General features: G+C 49.8%; 14 protein-coding genes, 1 tRNA gene and 1 pseudogene. 11 read left to right on the top strand and 5 right to left on the bottom strand.

What is annotated here, in order from left to right; translation table 11 throughout:
* The first annotated feature begins 233 nt into the window (after nucleotides 1-233).
* The gene (locus tag GE278_08150) at nucleotides 234-596 is read left to right on the top strand and encodes a hypothetical protein (GenBank protein QLK60735.1); all 363 of its coding nucleotides are present in this window, start codon (nucleotides 234-236) and stop codon (nucleotides 594-596) included.
* Nucleotides 597-832: 236 nt separating this feature from the next.
* Here GE278_08150 and GE278_08145 read toward each other — a convergent pair whose 3' ends face one another.
* The gene (locus GE278_08145; GenBank protein QLK60734.1) at nucleotides 833-2,938 is read right to left on the bottom strand and encodes a chitinase; all 2,106 of its coding nucleotides are present in this window, start codon (nucleotides 2,936-2,938) and stop codon (nucleotides 833-835) included.
* Between the two features lie 510 nt (nucleotides 2,939-3,448).
* On the opposite strand from GE278_08145, the gene GE278_08140 reads away from it, so the two are divergent.
* The 4 genes and pseudogenes from GE278_08140 to GE278_08125 all read left to right on the top strand — a co-directional run bounded on the left by GE278_08140 (nucleotide 3,449) and on the right by GE278_08125 (nucleotide 6,204).
* Nucleotides 3,449-3,889, top strand: coding sequence for a transcriptional regulator (locus GE278_08140; protein ID QLK60733.1), 441 nt, complete (start codon nucleotides 3,449-3,451; stop codon nucleotides 3,887-3,889).
* Nucleotides 3,890-3,908: 19 nt separating this feature from the next.
* The gene (locus GE278_08135; GenBank protein QLK60732.1) at nucleotides 3,909-4,457 is read left to right on the top strand and encodes a hypothetical protein; all 549 of its coding nucleotides are present in this window, start codon (nucleotides 3,909-3,911) and stop codon (nucleotides 4,455-4,457) included.
* Between the two features lie 207 nt (nucleotides 4,458-4,664).
* Nucleotides 4,665-5,609: a LysR family transcriptional regulator gene (locus GE278_08130; protein ID QLK60731.1), complete on the top strand. Its 945-nt coding sequence runs from the start codon at nucleotides 4,665-4,667 to the stop codon at nucleotides 5,607-5,609.
* Nucleotides 5,610-5,702: 93 nt separating this feature from the next.
* A pseudogene (locus GE278_08125) lies at nucleotides 5,703-6,204 on the top strand (hypothetical protein).
* A gap of 72 nt (nucleotides 6,205-6,276) precedes the next feature.
* Here the strand turns inward: GE278_08125 and nac are convergent.
* Nucleotides 6,277-7,203 carry a nitrogen assimilation transcriptional regulator gene (gene nac / locus GE278_08120; GenBank protein QLK60730.1) on the bottom strand — a complete coding sequence of 309 codons (927 nt, stop codon included), beginning with the start codon at nucleotides 7,201-7,203 and terminating at the stop codon, nucleotides 6,277-6,279.
* A 460-nt stretch (nucleotides 7,204-7,663) separates the two neighbouring features.
* On the opposite strand from nac, the gene GE278_08115 reads away from it, so the two are divergent.
* Nucleotides 7,664-7,739: transfer RNA gene (locus GE278_08115), tRNA-Asn, on the top strand.
* Between the two features lie 135 nt (nucleotides 7,740-7,874).
* Nucleotides 7,875-8,573, top strand: a complete 699-nt coding sequence (locus tag GE278_08110) for an RluA family pseudouridine synthase (protein QLK60729.1) — start codon at nucleotides 7,875-7,877, stop codon at nucleotides 8,571-8,573.
* Nucleotides 8,574-8,582: 9 nt separating this feature from the next.
* Here GE278_08110 and GE278_08105 read toward each other — a convergent pair whose 3' ends face one another.
* Nucleotides 8,583-9,119 (bottom strand): DUF2058 family protein, encoded by a 537-nt coding sequence (locus tag GE278_08105; protein QLK63240.1) that lies wholly within the window; start codon nucleotides 9,117-9,119, stop codon nucleotides 8,583-8,585.
* A gap of 191 nt (nucleotides 9,120-9,310) precedes the next feature.
* On the opposite strand from GE278_08105, the gene GE278_08100 reads away from it, so the two are divergent.
* Together GE278_08100 and GE278_08095 are read left to right on the top strand one after the other, a co-directional pair.
* Nucleotides 9,311-10,759: an AMP nucleosidase gene (locus GE278_08100; GenBank protein ID QLK60728.1), complete on the top strand. Its 1,449-nt coding sequence runs from the start codon at nucleotides 9,311-9,313 to the stop codon at nucleotides 10,757-10,759.
* Nucleotides 10,760-10,872: 113 nt separating this feature from the next.
* A complete protein-coding gene (locus GE278_08095; GenBank protein ID QLK60727.1) occupies nucleotides 10,873-12,303 on the top strand; it encodes an EmmdR/YeeO family multidrug/toxin efflux MATE transporter in 1,431 nt (476 codons plus the stop codon).
* Nucleotides 12,304-12,310: 7 nt separating this feature from the next.
* On the opposite strand, the gene GE278_08090 is transcribed toward GE278_08095, so the two are convergent.
* The gene (locus GE278_08090) at nucleotides 12,311-13,000 is read right to left on the bottom strand and encodes a response regulator (GenBank protein ID QLK60726.1); all 690 of its coding nucleotides are present in this window, start codon (nucleotides 12,998-13,000) and stop codon (nucleotides 12,311-12,313) included.
* Complete coding sequence (locus GE278_08085; GenBank protein QLK60725.1) at nucleotides 13,001-14,653, bottom strand: GHKL domain-containing protein; 1,653 nt, start codon at nucleotides 14,651-14,653, stop codon at nucleotides 13,001-13,003.
* Nucleotides 14,654-15,027: 374 nt separating this feature from the next.
* Here GE278_08085 and GE278_08080 point away from each other — a divergent pair, with 374 nt between their 5' ends.
* Both GE278_08080 and GE278_08075 read left to right on the top strand, forming a co-directional pair.
* Complete coding sequence (locus GE278_08080; GenBank protein QLK60724.1) at nucleotides 15,028-16,389, top strand: malate permease; 1,362 nt, start codon at nucleotides 15,028-15,030, stop codon at nucleotides 16,387-16,389.
* A 56-nt stretch (nucleotides 16,390-16,445) separates the two neighbouring features.
* Nucleotides 16,446-17,315: an FAA hydrolase family protein gene (locus tag GE278_08075; GenBank protein ID QLK60723.1), complete on the top strand. Its 870-nt coding sequence runs from the start codon at nucleotides 16,446-16,448 to the stop codon at nucleotides 17,313-17,315.
* Nucleotides 17,316-17,347 lie beyond the last annotated feature (32 nt).

Here is a 17,347-nt window from a genome sequence, read left to right as displayed (position 1 = left end):
ACATCAATTCTTTACAGTGTGCTTTTTATAACAAGTGCGCTGCGCCATAAGTCCCTCAGATAAGAGATAAACACGCCTGCCGCCCTGCCAGCACCTGTCTAAATTCTCACTTTCTGCCTGCTACCTGACTAAAAACACTCACGCCAAAATGTGTTGTGTTGTGATTATCGCCCCGCATTCTCTGGTGATATTTTAACCGCATCTACATTATTCTTACTTCTGAGGAAAACGTCATGATTGGTGCAGCACATGCCAGAGATATCGTTACGATGGAGCACGGTATCGTCTTTGCGGTAATAGGAATGTCAGCATGGGGCGGGATTGTCCGCTACATCATGCTGAGGCAGAAGAAGCCGTTTATGGAAGAGATCGAGGCTTGCCTGATGCAAATAATTGTCTCCTGTTTCAGCGGCATGATATTGAGTATTTTTGTTCTTTCACGTAATGCCAACGATGACCGCTTGCTGGTCATCGCCGGTCTGGGAGGAGTTTTTGCCGGGCCAATTATCACGTTGCTAGGTAAGAAAATCGCAACGATGATTGAGACATTCGCGCCCTCACCTAAAGAACCGGAAAGCCAAAAGACTTCTGAATAATTTCTCCCCCGGCGAAACCGCTCTCCGGGGGATTTTTTTGTCCTTTTTTCCGCCCTGCTGACCTACCCACCCCCTCTGTTTTCTCCTCCTGAGTGCCTGCCTGAAGGCGTCTTTGCACCGCTCCAGGTGCCGTCATCCTTGCCTGTCCACGCAAAAAAAAACGGGACACCCTAAGTGTCCCGCTTCGTGCTTTCAATATCATGAGGCCGAAACCTCAGGGATATTGCATCTTACTGTCAGAGTAATTTCCACTGCGACCATTCACCGGTAAATTCTGGATCCCCCGGCTCGTTATCCTGAGTCCAGTAGTTTGCCACATAGTCTTTCCCTTTATGACTGACTTTATCGCCAGTGTTATACACCTTAGAGGCATCCCACTCAGCGTATTTGCCTGCCGGAGTCGGTTCTGGATCAGGGGTAGGTTCTGGATCCGGAGTCGGCTCTGGATCTGGCGTCGGTTCCGGTTCCGGAGTTGGTTCCGGTTCAGGAGTCGGCTCTGGATCTGGCGTTGGCGTCGGGTCAATCACTTCTTCACCAAACACCACCAGCGTGTACTGCTTAGCAACGGAAGATGCAGCCTTGGAATCCGTGACGGTCAGAGAGAACAAGAACTCTGCACGGCTGACAACGGTCGGCGCGATAAACGTAATGGTGGATGTGGTAGTGCTGCTTGGAGAAATTCCTGCCGGAACGCTCCATTTGTAAGTCAGCGCATCGTTGTCAGCATCGCTTGAGGCGGCACCGCTCAGACGCACTTTCGAGCCACTGATAACCTGCAACTGGATATCGGCAACCGGCTTAGTATTGGCCGCAGGTTTATCATCATCCGGCACTTCGCCACCGATATTCACGCCGTCGAAGTAGAACGGTGCCATATCGATAACCTGGTTGGTGACGGTGCAGCCCAGACCTTCACGTGCGGCATTGACCAGCACGCCGTTGTCCTGATCGATAGTCCAGGTAAACAATGCGCCGAGGCCTTTTTTCGCCACGTATTGCCCTTTCGCGCGCACACTGCGTGGCGTATCAAGAGACATGAACAGCTTGGTGTCTTTGTTGTAAAGGTAATCAGCATCGGCTACCTGGTCGGTGTAAACGCTGAAGCCGTTACGGCCTTTCTGATTTTCCAGATCAAGATAGTTATTGATCAGGTCATACCATTCGCTGCAACCACTTTCGAATGTCCCGCTGGTTTCCGCATTCGCCGTTGGGGTATATGTCCCTTTCAGCGGAGAGAAACTTTCCAGTACCGCGTTCTGACCGTTACGTGAATACCCCGCATAACCCACGTTGATGCGATCAGCCGGGAAGCCTTTCGCCAGCAGATAATCGACGATAGTGTCTACACCCCAACCACCTTCTACCAGTGCGTGCAAATTGGTGTGGTGATCCAGTTGTTCTGCCCATGGCGTGCCGTAGAAGTCATAAGTCATGACGTTGATGCTGTACAGACCGTTTTTCAGCAGTGTTGAAACGTCGGATTTTTCCAGAATCGCCACTACGGCGGAACTGGCGATACTGATTTTGACGTCAGTACGCTTAATCGCTTTCAGCTCTTTGGTGATTTCAGCCAGCAACAGCGCGTAGTTTGCACCATCGGTATCGCTATAGGCATTGTTGTTACCGGCATTGCCCGGATATTCCCAGTCGATATCCACTTCAGAGAACATCGGGAAGCGGGTGAACAGTTTCGCTACGCCCTTCGCAAAGGTGCTGCGGCCAGCGGCGGTTTGAGACATGTTGTGGAAGCCACTACTCATGGTCCAGCCACCAATACTCATTGAGAGTGCCAGCGTATGGCCCAGCGTTTTGGCTTTCGCCTGTAAATCGCGCAGACCGCCAACGATACCTTTTACCGTCGCCTGCGTGGCGGAATTCACATCCATTTCTACCCAGCCAGAATCTTTCAGACCCACGTTATTGCTGGTCTGGAAATCACCCCACGGGTCAAGGAAAGTCGGTTCGTTGACAGATTTATTCAGGTTGCTTGCTGCGCGGGCAATCACATCGGCTTTCTCGCCGGTGGTATCGCCGACAATGCCCAGGAAGCCCAAAATGATTTTGTCATACGCCGTCGGGCTGACGTTGGCGAGATCGTAACCGCGACCGCGGTTAGCAGGTGTGTCATCACCATCGGTCTCGCGACTGTCGTACTGTGACCAGTCGGTGTAGTAACCAAAGACTTTCGGTTTGTTGGTGGTGTCATACTTATTGTAGACCGGCTTAGCGACGCGGGCTGAAGTATAGCTGTATTTCACTGTATCTTTAGACGCATCAAACCCGTCTGCTTTATAAGATTTGTCAGTCAGGGAATCAGTTTGAATCAATTTACTGGTTGTCATAATAGTTTCCTGAATAAAAGTTAGGGGTCTAACAGCTTCGTGCTGTTGGGTCTATAATTGGAGAGGATGGTATTTCTCTCAAATCATCCTTCAGCAAAAATATTTATGACGGTAATGATGTGATGTAAATGAACATCAGTTGTAATTCTGATAGTTCTGTAAATGGCAAAGAGGGTGAACGAACGGTGATTTTGTCGATTAAAACACCAGCATAGAGTGGAAGACATCCTGAGCCGACAGCAACAATTTCGTGACACTAATGATGTTAACAAAATTATAAACTCATCTTGAATTATTCTTTTTTTATTATTTACAATTCACTGACAACTCAAAAAGCTTTTTAGATTTACTCAAGATGGTCATAAAATTTCATAACAGATCACAACTTATCTAAAATTAGTCATATTACTCTCATTGATCATGGTGAATTTTAAAAAACCAGATACGATAAATCCTATCGAAAATTGGATTTATGATAAGTTCTGTCACCGACCCGGAGAGAGTTGAAAGATGAGTGTTTATCTTATTAATGGTCAATATGTATTTAATGAAGGAACGAAAGAACTCAAAACATTAAATAATGGTATGAATATTAAACTCACGACAATGAGATCTCGTTGCCTTAGTTTCATTATTGAGCATGCAAAAGATGAAGTGATAGAGAAATCAGCGATATCCTATGCCTTGTGGGGCGCCAGAAGTACGTTTACCAGTGATGCCAGCCTGACCCAGACGTTATATTTAATTCGTCGTGATCTCAAATCACTCGGGCTGGATGAACTATTTATCACCGTGCCTAAATCAGGAATTCGGGTAAATACGTCAGTAAGTATCGATGTTATTCAGGAAAAGATCCCTAAACGCAAACTATCTTTTAAGCCATTGTTATTAATCATGCTCGCTTCACTGGTTTTAATTGGTATTGGTGCGTATCTTGCTTTGAAACTATAACTATTCCGAGGGCCTTACCATGAGTAATCCTGTGATTGATGTAATACTGGATAATGAAGGTGGTTATGTAAATCATCCAGACGACCCGGGCGGTGCAACCCATTGGGGGATCACTGAGAAAACCGCACGGGATTCTGGCTATACCGGAGATATGGAACAGTTAACCCGAGATCAGGCTTATGCCATTCTTGAGAAAAATTACTGGTATCAGCCCGGTTTCGATAAAGTGTATGCATTATCTCCAGCGCTGGCGCTCGAACTATGTGATACGGGAACCAATATGGGCCCTTCCGTAGGCATTAAGTGGCTACAACGCTGGCTCAACGCCTACAATCAACAAGGCCTATATTATCCTGACATCAACGTAGATGGAAAAATAGGGCCGATGACGCTGGATGCGTTATCAAATTTCCTGAAAGTGAGAGGCCCGGAAGGCGATGCCGTACTGGTCACTTCACTCAATTGCAGTCAGGGACAGCGTTATCTGGATCTGGCGGAAAATAAAGCCAGTAATGAATCTTTTATCTATGGCTGGATGAAAGGTCGTGTTCATTTAAGCAACACCTAAACATAAGAAAAATTTATACTACTCGCCGGAGTCGCAGATTTAACTTGTGATGTAAACATCATTTCCCCTGCTAATAATTAATTTAGCAGGGTTATCAATTCATAGCGATTCATAGCAATACTCTGATATTTTAAAATTTTTTTACTTTATTTGTAGCGTCACAATGCGAATGATGCGGGCTCCTTATCTGTGTTACGGAGAAAAGTAATGAATTACGAAAAAGTAAACGAATTTGATTATAATCTGATCAAGATAATGAATGAAGTGATTATCTCAGGCAGTCTTTCACGGGCTGCGGAAAAACTGGAACTGTCGATTTCTGCAGTGAGTCTTTCAATTAATAAGCTGCAACGTTACATAGGCGTCGAGCTTTTTATACGCACGGCTCAGGGGATGAAACCCACACAAACTGCATTGGATATTCATGAGTCTTTTTCATACGCCATGTGCATTATTGATGATGTGGTGCACAAGGCCAAAAATCAGGAAAAAACAGTGTCATCTGTCAGAGTCATGTGTTCCGATTTGATCGAAAGTTTTTATTTTCAACGCCTGCATCAACAAAATGATTTACAGGGAACGCTGTTCGCGTTCACCAATGCGACTCTGTTTAATCATGATGAGTGTGTAAGAAACCTTCTGCAATCGGGCAATGATATTGTTCTGAGCAACTTCCCGCTACATCACAACAGTATTACCTCGGTGGAAATTGACTCGGTCGATGATTTCGTCGTTGTGTGCAGCGACAGCTGTTTACTGGCTTCACAGAAAATCTTTACGCTGTCGCATTATTATACTTTACCTCATGCCGTATATTGTCATAGTGAAGGTCAGGCTAAGAAACTGATATCAGTTAATAACCAGAATATTAAAAATGAAAAAGCTAACATGCGCAAAGTGGTATACAACTCTTCCTCGCTCAATGGCATCATCGCCGCCATCGAACGCAGTGAAATGATCGCGATATTCCCGGCTAAAGTGGCTGAGTATTTTATTGAACAGCGGCATAGCAAACTCGTGAAGTTTACCTTGCCCGACGACATTCATCATGAAACATTGAAAACCTACGCAAACTTTTTTACCCGAACCATCAAAATTCGGGGCGTCAATCAAATCATCTCTTCACTCAAAACCGTAGAAATTTACCAATGATAATAAATTATTTAATTAACGACACAGCAAAACATCCCACGTAATTTGTGATGAAAGATGTTTATATTTTATTAGTTAAACAATCAGGTTAACGTGAAAATTGTGGATGTCCCCGGTAAAGCATAACCGGTCACACCTGTGCCGGACCCGACGCCCGCCCCGGATCCAACGCCAGCATCAGCGGACACCCACGTCGCGCCAGTCGCCAGGCTGATCGGGCCAATTGGTGATGTGGAAAGTCAGGCAAACGGCACCACGTTTGAGGTTACTGACCGCGACAGTATCAGTTTTGTTGCCCCGACGGTGAAAGTGAAAACGCAGTATTCCTGCAAACTGACCGTCTCTGACGGCAGGGAAAACAATGTGGCTTCTTATCAGCTGACCGGGATGTCGCAGCTGTAACCATTGCCGGATACCGGCTCGGGAAAACCTATACGAATAATAAGGATGTACAGAAAATCGAGTACGGTGGTGAAAGCGTTGTGTGGAAAGGCAAGGAGTATCTGGCTAACTATTGGACCCAGAACAATGAACCCGGTAACCCGGACTTCACTGGGAGTGGTCGCAATGGAAGGAAATAAAAGCCTGTAAGTAGTCTTGGTTATTACGGTCACTCCTGACCGGGGAAAATCAAATGGGCGATCGGTGATCGCCCATTTTTTCGTGTTCAGCTCGCCGCCAACAAGGGTTCCAGCACCGGTACCGTTTGCACCGAAACCAGCCCCAACAGGATTTTCTTCACCGCCATCGCTTCCTGAGACAGCGCCAGCGTTTCTGATACGCATAGGGATAACGGCACCTGAATCGCCGGACTGCTGATGCACGACATCCAGGCTTTCGCCGGGCCAGTCATTGCACGCGCGGCGGATTCCGGCAGAATAGTGGCGCCCAGACCACTGGCCACCGCGGCGGTGAGTGTCGCTGAGGATTCGATTTCACCAATTACGTTGGCACTCAGACGGCGTATCGCCATCGCATCATCCACCAGACGACGCATCACATTATAAGAACGGGGCATGAACAGATTCAGCTTGGCCACATCGCTCAGATCAACATATTTTCCCGGATTCGGTACGGCGTACGTGCCGACAAGATAAAGATCTTCTTTCATCAGCGGCTGGCTGCGCAGCCCGATTTCGGGGGGCGCACCGTACAACACAGCCATGTCCATGCGGCCATCAAGTACCAGTTCGCCCAGCGCCGTGCCAAAGTTTTCATTGAGATATAACAAAATGCCCGGATGCTGCTCGCGGACGGCTTGCAGCAAGGGCAACGCCAGTTGCGAGGCGGCTGTTCCCGGCGCTAGACCGACGGACACCTGCCCGCTCAGCGACTGCCCTGCGCTGCTCACCGCGCAATGCGCCTGCTCGCACTGGCGCAATATCGCCTGCGCGTGTGAATAAAGAATATTGCCGGCTTCGGTAGGCGTCACGCCGCGCTTGGTGCGAATCAGCAATTGTTGCTGCAACTCACCTTCCAGCGTCGCCAGTTGCTGGCTCAGTGCCGGTTGGGCGATATGCAGAACCTCAGCGGCCTGCGTCAGGCTGCCGATATCGACGATTTTCACGAAGTACTTTAAACGTCTGAGATTCATCTCTGCCTCCATCTTGCGGGGTTAAGGGTACCCTGAACTGAATTTTTATACGCAAAGCGTATTTATTAGCAGGTCTGATAAAAGCAAGATCTGCGCCAGTCTCGGGATAGCCGATGAAAAACCCTGCATGACCGCGCCAATGCCGCAGAACATAAGAGAAAACTATCGAAGGATGTCCGCAGATAAGCCCCTGCACAGAGCAAACAAAAGAGGGAGGCCTCTGTATTTTCATGTCTGCTGCACCAACATAATGCATTCTTATGGGTCAGCCTTATCAATTAGCAGGGTTAATAACCTCTGGTGAATGAAGGGCTCTGCTCCGTCCTCCCATGCTTAAAAACCACCTTTTTGACTCTATTCTCAACAACTTGACCAAAGTATCAGCAAACGCACACATTTATGCAGTTTCCCCTTTGACATGCTCAGGGGCAGTCGCTATTATTCGCCCCGTTCCAACGATTCCTCTGTAGTTCAGTCGGTAGAACGGCGGACTGTTAATCCGTATGTCACTGGTTCGAGTCCAGTCAGAGGAGCCATATTAGAAAAGCCCGCTTAGGAAACTAAGCGGGCTTTTTGCTTTTGCATTTTCTGGAAGGCGATGAAGAGCGAGAGTCGTCAGCCACCGTAAAATTCGTTATCATCCGCCACCCACTCCGTTTACGGCCAGTCTGATGCCTGCAATTATCGATACCTTTATCGCCCCGCCGTGCCATGACCAGATAGAAATTCTCTATCAGGACGAACATCTGGTACTGATCAACAAACCCGCCGGGCTGCTCAGTCTCTCGGGGAAGAATCCGCAAAACCTCGATTCGGTACATCACCGGCTGGTAAAGATATTCCCCGGCTGCACGCTGGTCCACCGTCTTGATTTCGGGACGTCCGGGTTGATGGTGATTGCCCGTAATAAGACAATTAATGCCGCACTCTGCCAGCAGTTCAGCAACCGCACGGTGACAAAAGAGTACAGCGCCCTGCTATGCGGGCATCTGGACGAAGATGAAGGGGTGATAGACGCGGCGATTGCTAAAGATCCGGCGCTGTTTCCGCTGATGTCGATTTGCGCAGTCACTGGCAAACCCGCCCGCTCCCGTTATCGGGTCACGGAGCGGATTTATCATGGGCTGGAATATGGGACGTTACTGCCATTGACGCGGGTAGAACTCACCCCGGAGACCGGACGCACGCACCAGTTGCGTATCCACTGCCAACAACTTGGCCATCCTATTTTAGGCTGCGACCTGTATGGTGGCCTCCGCCAGCCGGGTACGGAACGGACGCCGCGGCTGATGCTGCATGCCAGTGAGCTGCATTTTGTGCATCCCGTCAGCGAACAGCGTATCACTGCCCGTAATGCCAGCCCGTTCTGAAAACGTTGATTACCACATCAAATCATCAGGCACTTTAAAATCAGCATACGGATCTTCTTCATCCTGCTCTTCCTGACTCAGCGCACTGTTTAAGACAATACTGTTTGCATCGCGCTGGGCGATTTTGTCGGCAACGCTGGCGGGGATAATCGCGTACTGACTCTCACCGCTGCTCTCCACCACCATGCGGGCGATGGCCAGGCGACCACTGATGAGCTGCGCCTGAGTGGTCTTATCCACAAAGATTTTTTTGATTAAATTATTGTCTGTGAAGTTAAAACCAATGTCGCCTTTTGAATCGATTTTGTTCATTTCAATCAGCTGCTTTACCTGAGCTTTATATTCTTTCGATAAAGCCGCTTGCTTTTGTTGTTCGCTCAGCTCCTTATCACGCTCGAGTTGCGCCTTTTTATTTTCTTCCACCGCCTCTCTGGCCTCACGGGCCTGAACACGTGATTTTTTTGCCGTTCTCTGGACTTTGTCCATTTTTTTGCTGGACACTAATCCCGCTTTTAGCAGCTGCTCTTGTAAGGTAAGTTTTGTCATGTTCGTTTCTGAATCCGTTGAATAATAGGTGGGATTATACCTGTAATTTTTGATGCTATGCCAGATTGCAGGGGTTGAACACCGTGCAGCGTAATTTTCACCCCTCCCGCACCAATTAAACATTGGCGTCACCGGCCAGACACGCCATATTTAGGGTGACCTGATGATGAATGAAGAAAAAGGAAAAGCGTATGGATAACAAGTCCCTTACCGCTGTAGAGGCGATTGATAAACTCGAAGAAATGTACAATAACTCGGTCGCGGCACTGCGGGATGCGATTAAAGATTTCATCGTTCAGGGCACGCTGCCGGACGTGGCTGCACGCGCAGCAGGATTGTTCGTTTACCCGGAACTGCGCGTCAGCTGGGACGGCGTGACCCCTGCGAAAAATCCCACCCGCGCCTATGGCCGCTTTTCTCACCCCGGACGTTATGCCACGACCATCACCCACCCCGAGCTTTTCCACCGTTACCTGATCGAGCAGCTGTCTTTGCTTGAGGAAGAATACAATGCGGTGATTGAGGTCGTGCCGTCGCAGCAAGAGATCCCTTATTCCTACGTGATCGATGGTTCCGATTTGATGCTCGATCGCTCAATGAGCGCAGGACTGGCGAAACACTTTCCGACTACTGAGCTCTCGCAGATTGGCGATGAAACCGCGGATGGCCTGTATTATCCCGGTGACACATTCCCGCTCTCTCATTTCAATGCGCTGCGTGCTGATTTCTCCCTCGCGCGTCTGCGCCATTACACCGGGACGCTGATCGAGCATTTCCAGCCTTACGTGTTGTTCACCAACTACACCCGTTATGTCGATGAGTTTGTCAGCTGGGCGTGCGCACAAATTGCCGATCCCGACAGTCCGTACGAAGCACTGGCCTGCGCAGGCAGCGTGTTTATTACTGCTGATACGCTCTATCCTGAACAGGCCGTTTCGGATTTGGCGTGGAAAAAACATCAGATGCCCGCCTACCATCTTATCGCCCGCGATGGCGCCGGGATAACGTTAGTGAACATCGGTGTCGGCCCGGCAAATGCTAAAACCATTTGCGACCATCTGGCCGTATTACGCCCGCATGTCTGGCTGATGATTGGTCACTGCGGCGGATTACGCGAAACACAATCCATCGGTGATTACGTTCTGGCACACGCTTATCTGCGCGATGATCACGTTCTTGATGCCGTCCTGCCACCGGATATTCCGATCCCGAGCATTGCCGAAGTGCAGCGCGCGTTGTACGACGCCACCAAAAAAATGAGCGGTATGCCGGGCGAGGAAGTGAAACAACGTCTGCGCACCGGGACGGTGGTCACCACCGATGACCGTAACTGGGAGCTGCGCTACGCTGCCTCGGCGCTGCGTTTTAATCTCAGCCGCGCTGTGGCCGTGGATATGGAGAGCGCAACTATTGCCGCACAGGGTTATCGCTTTCGCGTGCCGTACGGCACCCTGCTCTGCGTCTCCGATAAACCGCTGCACGGCGAAATCAAGCTTCCGGGTCAGGCCAACAAGTTCTATGAAGGGGCAATTTCGGAGCATTTGCAAATAGGTATCTGCGCCATCGACCTGCTGCGTGCCGAGGGCGATCATCTGCATTCGCGCAAATTACGTACCTTTAACGAACCGCCTTTCCGATAATTGTTTTTTAACACTTTAATTACCCCGCTTCTTAAAAAAGACTTTGCATAATGCAGAGTCTTTTACCATCATAAATTAAAACGCTGTTCTACTTTCTGGCATCTGGAATTCTCTTGCAAAACGTCATCGTCTCTTTGCGCAAAACCATCGAGCGCACGCCCTGGTATCCGAAACGGCGTTCTTACCGCACCCTGTTCTGGCGTGAAATCACGCCCCTCGCTGTGCCTATTTTCTTCGAGAATGCCTGCGTTCTGCTGATGGGCGTCCTGAGTACGTTTCTGGTCAGCTGGCTGGGTAAAGAAGCAATGGCGGGCGTCGGGCTGGCAGACAGTTTCAACATGGTCATTATTTCCTTCTTCGCCGCAGTGGATCTTGGCACTACGGTCGTGGTCGCCTTCAGCCTCGGTAAGCTGGATCATGAACGTGCGCGTGCTGCGGCGCGACAGTCGCTGGCTATCATGACTGTTTTTGCAGTACTGCTGGCGATCGCACTCCAGTTTTCCGGCCATGTGATTATCGACATGATCGCCGGTAACGCCGAGCCACAAGTCAAAGAAATGGCGCTGTCTTATCTGCAAATGAGCAGCTGGAGTTATCCGGCGGCGGCAATTGCGCTTATCGGCTCCGGAGCGCTGCGCGGTGCAGGTAACACCAAAATTCCAATGCTGCTGAACGGCGGCATGAACATCCTCAATCTGGTGATCAGCAGCGTGCTGATTTATGGTTGTTTCGGCTGGCACGGGCTGGGCTTTATCGGCGCGGGTCTCGGGCTGACCATTGCCCGTTACATCGGTGCGATAGCGGTCATCGCGGTACTAATGGTCGGCTTTAATCCCTCACTTAAAATCTCGCTAAAAAGTTATTTCTTGCCGCTCAATACCAATATTCTGCGCGAAGTACTGGGCATTGGCATTCCCGCCAGCATCGAATCAGTACTCTTTAACGGTGGGAAATTACTGACGCAGGTATTCGTCGCCGGGATGGGCACCAATGTCATTGCCGGTAACTTTATCGCCTTCTCCATCGCGGCCTTGATCAACCTGCCGGGAAATGCGCTGGGCTCGGCGTCGACCATCATTGTCGGCACACGTCTGGGTAAAGGGCAAATAGCGCAATCCGAGCGCCAGCTGCGTCACATTTTCTGGCTGTCGACCTTCGGACTGTGCGTACTGGCGTTTCTGTCCGTTCCTTTCGCAGGCCTGCTGGCGCGTTTTTACACTAATGAAGAAGATGTCATCGACGTGGTCAAAATTCTGATCTGGCTGAATGCCGCGTTTATGCCCTTCTGGGCGGCATCCTGGGTTCTCCCCGCCGGTCTGAAAGGCGCGAGAGATGCCCGTTTTACCATGTACGTGTCGATGGTGGGCATGTGGGGCTGTCGAATCGTCGTGGGGTATTTCCTTGGGATCGTGCTCGGTTTCGGCGTCGTGGGCATCTGGCTCGGCATGTTCCTCGACTGGATCGTGCGAGGAGTCTTCTTCTACTGGCGCATGGCCAGCGGCCGCTGGCTGTGGAAGTACCCGAAGTCGAAGAGGACCGAGTAACTCCGGTTCATGCGCGCCGGTACATCCGGCGCGGGTGCCCGATCTTTCCGTAAAGCATTTCCACCCGTAAATCCCCCTTCTGCACACAGTGCTCCAGATACCGTCGCGCAGTGGTTTTACTCAGACGGGTTTCGCTCACCACATCATCCACTGAATAACAATGTTCTGCGTCAGTTGAGAAAATGCCTTGTACGAGATTCAGCGTATTTTCTTCAATGCCCTTATTAACTGTTTTCGGCACAAAATCCTTGGCCTGAAGCTGATAAAGAGTATCGACGTGTTGCTGATCGACCACCTTCCATGTACGTTGCGTCTGGCTGAACTGGATGAAACGTTCAAGCGATTGTTGCAGACGATTCCATAAGACAGGCTTAAGAATGTAGTCAAACGCCCCGCTACGGATTGCCTGACTACAGGTGTTCATGTCACTGGCCGCGGTAATGAAAATCACCGAACAGTTCGTTTTTTTCAGCAGGTCATTTTCAAGCAAAGAAATCCCCTGTCCGTCCGGCAGATAATTGTCCAGCAGCAACAGTTGCGGTCGCTTTTCTTCTATCAGTATTTTCGCCTCACGTAACGTATAGGCTACTCCGACCAGTCGCAGCCAGCGGTGATTATCAATCAGCTCGGCATACAGCTGCGCCAGCTGGTTTTCATCTTCCACAATTATCACGTCAATAAGTTCAGCTTGTGTCATTTAGAGTTTCCTGGTTTCTGAAAATTGAGGGGGATAAAGACCGTTGCCGCGATCGAGGTTGGCATGATCAGGAATAAAAACGGAGAAAATGGCGCCGGAGGGTGAATTCTCAGAGACTTCAATAAAGCCGCCAGCGCGATGGACGTAGCTGGCGACCAGATGCAGCCCTAATCCGTGGTCTCCCTCGTGTTTAGATGTCACGCCGAGAGAGAAAATTCTTTCCCTCTGTTCTTGCGCGATCCCAACACCGTGATCCGCCACTTCAATCACCAATTCATCAGCGCCAGAAACGATATAGACCTCTACCAGCGCTTTATCGCAGCCGCGCAATAACGTGGCCTCAATAGCGTTATCGAGTAAATTCCCGATGACCGACATTAGCTCGGTTTCGCTCAGCGTCGCGGGTAAACGCGTGAGTACGCAGGTTGGGTCAAAGACCAGTTCGACACCCTTTTCACGTGCACGGGCGTATTTCCCCAGCAGAAGCCCGCAAACGCCAGGTGAACAGAACCGGGCAGAGACAAAATCAAGCAATTCTTGTATGCTTTCAGACTGCGCCTCGATGTAGCAGATAGCATCCTTATAGCGCCCCATATGCAACAGACCCGCCAGAGTCGCCGTCCAGTTAAGCTGTTCATGACGCATAACTCGCAGATTGTCAGCATACCGCTGCACCTGGCTGAGCTGAATGCTCAAGCGGTCAATATCGCTGCAATCACGAAAAGTGATCACCCAACCCTGTAACTGGCCTTCAAGCATGATCCGCACGCGGCTGGCGATAACGGTCAGGTGGTTGAACAGACAGATTTCGTCGTGAATATCTTTTTCCAGCATCACTTCAGGTGAAAAGAAACTGACTGGCCTAATCACCTGTGCCAGTAACTGGCCCCGCAGTTCGCGAGAGGGCGCGTCCAGATCCAGCAGTTTTTTTGCTGCCTGGTTAATCACCGCGATGCGGTATTGGTCGTCAATGGCAATCACTCCTTCATAGATAGACTCCATCAGCGCCTTTTGCTGACGCACCAGCAGGCCAATTTCACGAGGTTCCAGCGAGAACATCTGCTTTTTAATCGAGCGGGAGAAAAACCATGAGAATGTAAACAGCGCCAGTAGCAACGTGGCAGCCGCCAGTAGAATACTGATGACTTTCTCAAGGGTCAGGCTATTGATATGGCTGGTGAGATAGCCTACGGATACGATACCAATTACCCGTCCTTCGCTGTTTACGATCGGTGCTTTGCTGCGCAATGATAATCCGATGCCACCGAGGCGGATGGTCGTAGTACTTTTCCCTGCCAGCACCTCAACGTTATCATCTCCCACCAGCGTTTTACCGACGCGGTCAGCATAGATCGAATGAAACAGATGAATAGCCTTACCGTCACCGATCACCATATAGCTGGCATCGCTTCGCGACGAGATACTTCTCATTAAACGGTTAATTGCGGAAATATCTTTCTCCTCCACGGCACTAATAAGTGAAGGAATAAGTGCAATTTCCTCGGCCTGCACTTTTGCGCGGGTCCCCATATCCTCATATAACTGACGTTCAATATCGCGATAGTAATACCCTCCCACCACAGAGAAGAGCAAAACAAATAAAACCACCAGATAAAGAAAGAGCTTTATCTGGAAAGAGGGTTTTAACCACATAAGAGCACCCATAATAAAAACAGAAGTAAATATAAAAATATTGAGATGACTTTATCACTCAGACGTTTTCATGCCAGTGTCTAAAACCAAAGTTGCGAGATGTGCCGCAGAACAATATCAGGTACCGCAAGCCCTGTACGGGGATCCACATAAATACCAACAGCTATTTCACTCAGAATTAACAACAATAATATAATTACAAATAACACCATAAAAACCATGGGAAAATAAACCCACCAGCTTCTTTAGTTTAAATTAAAACCATAAAAACCATTCACTCCTTTAAAATACCTTTTTAAATTTGCGGTACTTCACATAATACTGACTATTATCTCTTTTACACTCCCTGCACAAATTGACACAGGGGATTCATCATGAGTACAACCGACGATACTTATTCTGTTGCCGTGGGCTCTTCGCCCGTAAAACAACTCTCATTAAAAGAAAAGTGGTGGAATATTCTCGACACATGGAAAATAGGTATTATTCCGCTGCCTTTATTTGTTTTAGCTGGTGTGCTGATCGCTATCGACTGTATGGATGGCAAGCTGCCCAGCGATATCGTGGTAATGGTCGCCACTTTAGCCTTCTTCGGCTTTGCCTGCGGCGAATTCGGCAAGCGCCTGCCATTCATTGGCAAGATGGGCGCAGCGGCGATTTGCGCCACTTTCATCCCTTCTGCAATGGTGTATTACGGCTTGCTGCCGGATGTTGTGGTGGAATCGACCACTAAGTTCTATAAAAGCACCAACATTCTGTACCTCTACATCTGCTGCATTATTGTCGGCAGCATCATGAGCATGGATCGCAAAGTGCTGATTCAGGGCTTTATGCGCATCTTCTTTCCTATGCTGTGCGGCGAAGTAGTCGGCATGCTGGTCGGCATGGGCGTCGGTTTGGCGTTGGGTATGGAACCCTTCCAAATCTTCTTTTTCCTGATATTACCCATTATGGCCGGCGGCGTGGGTGAAGGTGCGATCCCGCTTTCCATCGGATATGCCGCTTTACTCCATATGGATCAGGGTGTAGCGCTGGGACGGATACTGCCTATCGTGATGCTCGGCGGCCTGACTGCGATTGTCATCTCGGGCAGTCTGAACCAACTCGGCAAACGTTATCCACACCTGACCGGTGAAGGCCAACTGATGCCGTCTTCAAAAAATGCCACAACAAGCTCCAGCGGACTGAGCGGCGGCGGCAAAGTTGACGTCACCACCATCGCAGCCGGCGCCCTTCTGGCGGTTCTGTTGTACATGATCGGCATGCTGTTACACAAAATCATTGGCCTGCCTGCACCGGTTGGCATGCTATTCGCCGCAGTTGCACTGAAGCTGGCACACGGCGTCTCCCCTCGCCTGCTCGAAGGTTCTCAGGTGGTGTACAAATTCTTCCAGACGTCCGTGACCTACCCGATTTTGTTCGCCGTTGGCGTTGCCATCACGCCGTGGAATGAACTCATCGCCGCATTCACCCTTTCCAATCTGCTGGTCATTGTCAGCACTGTCAGCGCACTGGTTGCCACTGGTTTCTTTGTCGGCAAGAAAATCGGTATGCACCCGATTGATGTCGCCATCGTCTCCTGCTGCCAGAGCGGTCAGGGCGGCACTGGCGACGTGGCCATTCTCACTGCCGGAAACCGCATGTCACTGATGCCATTCGCACAAATCGCGACCCGTATTGGTGGTGCGATCAACGTTTCGGTATCCCTGTTGATTCTGGGCAACTTCCTTGTCTGATGCACGTTCAGGCAAGTCCGCAAATAATTTTCATTGATTTAATTCAGGACACATTTATGAAACTGGCAAGTTATCTCTCTCAGGGGCGCAAGTCCTACGGCATCGCAACAGAGAACGGCATGATCGATCTTGGCCGTCGTATCGGTCAGCGCTTCCCGGATCTCAAATCTTTGCTTGCGGGCAACGGACTGCCACAGGCGCAAGCATTCGCTTCAAGCCCGGTCGATCTCGCGTTCAGCGACGTCAGGTTTCTGCCGGTCATTCAAAATCCGGAGAAGATCCTTTGCGTAGGTATGAACTACGCCGAAAAACGCAAAGAATTTGATCAGCATAATCCGGCACCGACACTGTTCGTGCGTTTTGCAGACTCTCAAACCGGCCACGCCAATCCCATCATTAAACCTAACCGCTCCGTGGAGTTTGATTATGAAGGCGAGCTGGCCGTGATCATCGGATCCGCGGGGGAAAACATTGCCCGTGAAGACGCTCTGTCACACGTCGCAGGTTATAGCTGTTATATGGATGGCTCTGCGCGTGACTGGCAGCACACCTGGTTTACCGCCGGTAAAAACTGGCGTCAGACCGGGGCATTCGGACCCTGGATGACCACCGCAGATGAGATCCCAGACCCGCACAGTCTGGCGATCCGCACGTGGCTGAATGGCAACATGGTGCAGGAAGACAATACCCGCAGCATGATCCACAAAGTCGCGGAACTTATTGAGTACATCAGCACCTTCACCTCACTGAGCGCCGGTGACGTCATCATTACAGGTTCTCCAGGCGGTGTCGGCAAGAAACGCGTGCCACCGCTGTTTATGAAACCCGGTGATCGCATCGAGGTAGAAATCGAAAAAATTGGTCATCTGAGCAATGTGATTGTTGCACAAGAACGGCAGATGGCTCCTGCCCCTGCGGTGCTCTGATATTGAAGAATGAATACTGACAAAACAAAGCC

Source organism: Enterobacteriaceae bacterium Kacie_13 (assembly GCA_013457415.1).
Classification (GTDB): Bacteria; Pseudomonadota; Gammaproteobacteria; order Enterobacterales; family Enterobacteriaceae; genus Rahnella.
This window is presented reverse-complemented; position numbering and strand designations above follow the sequence as displayed.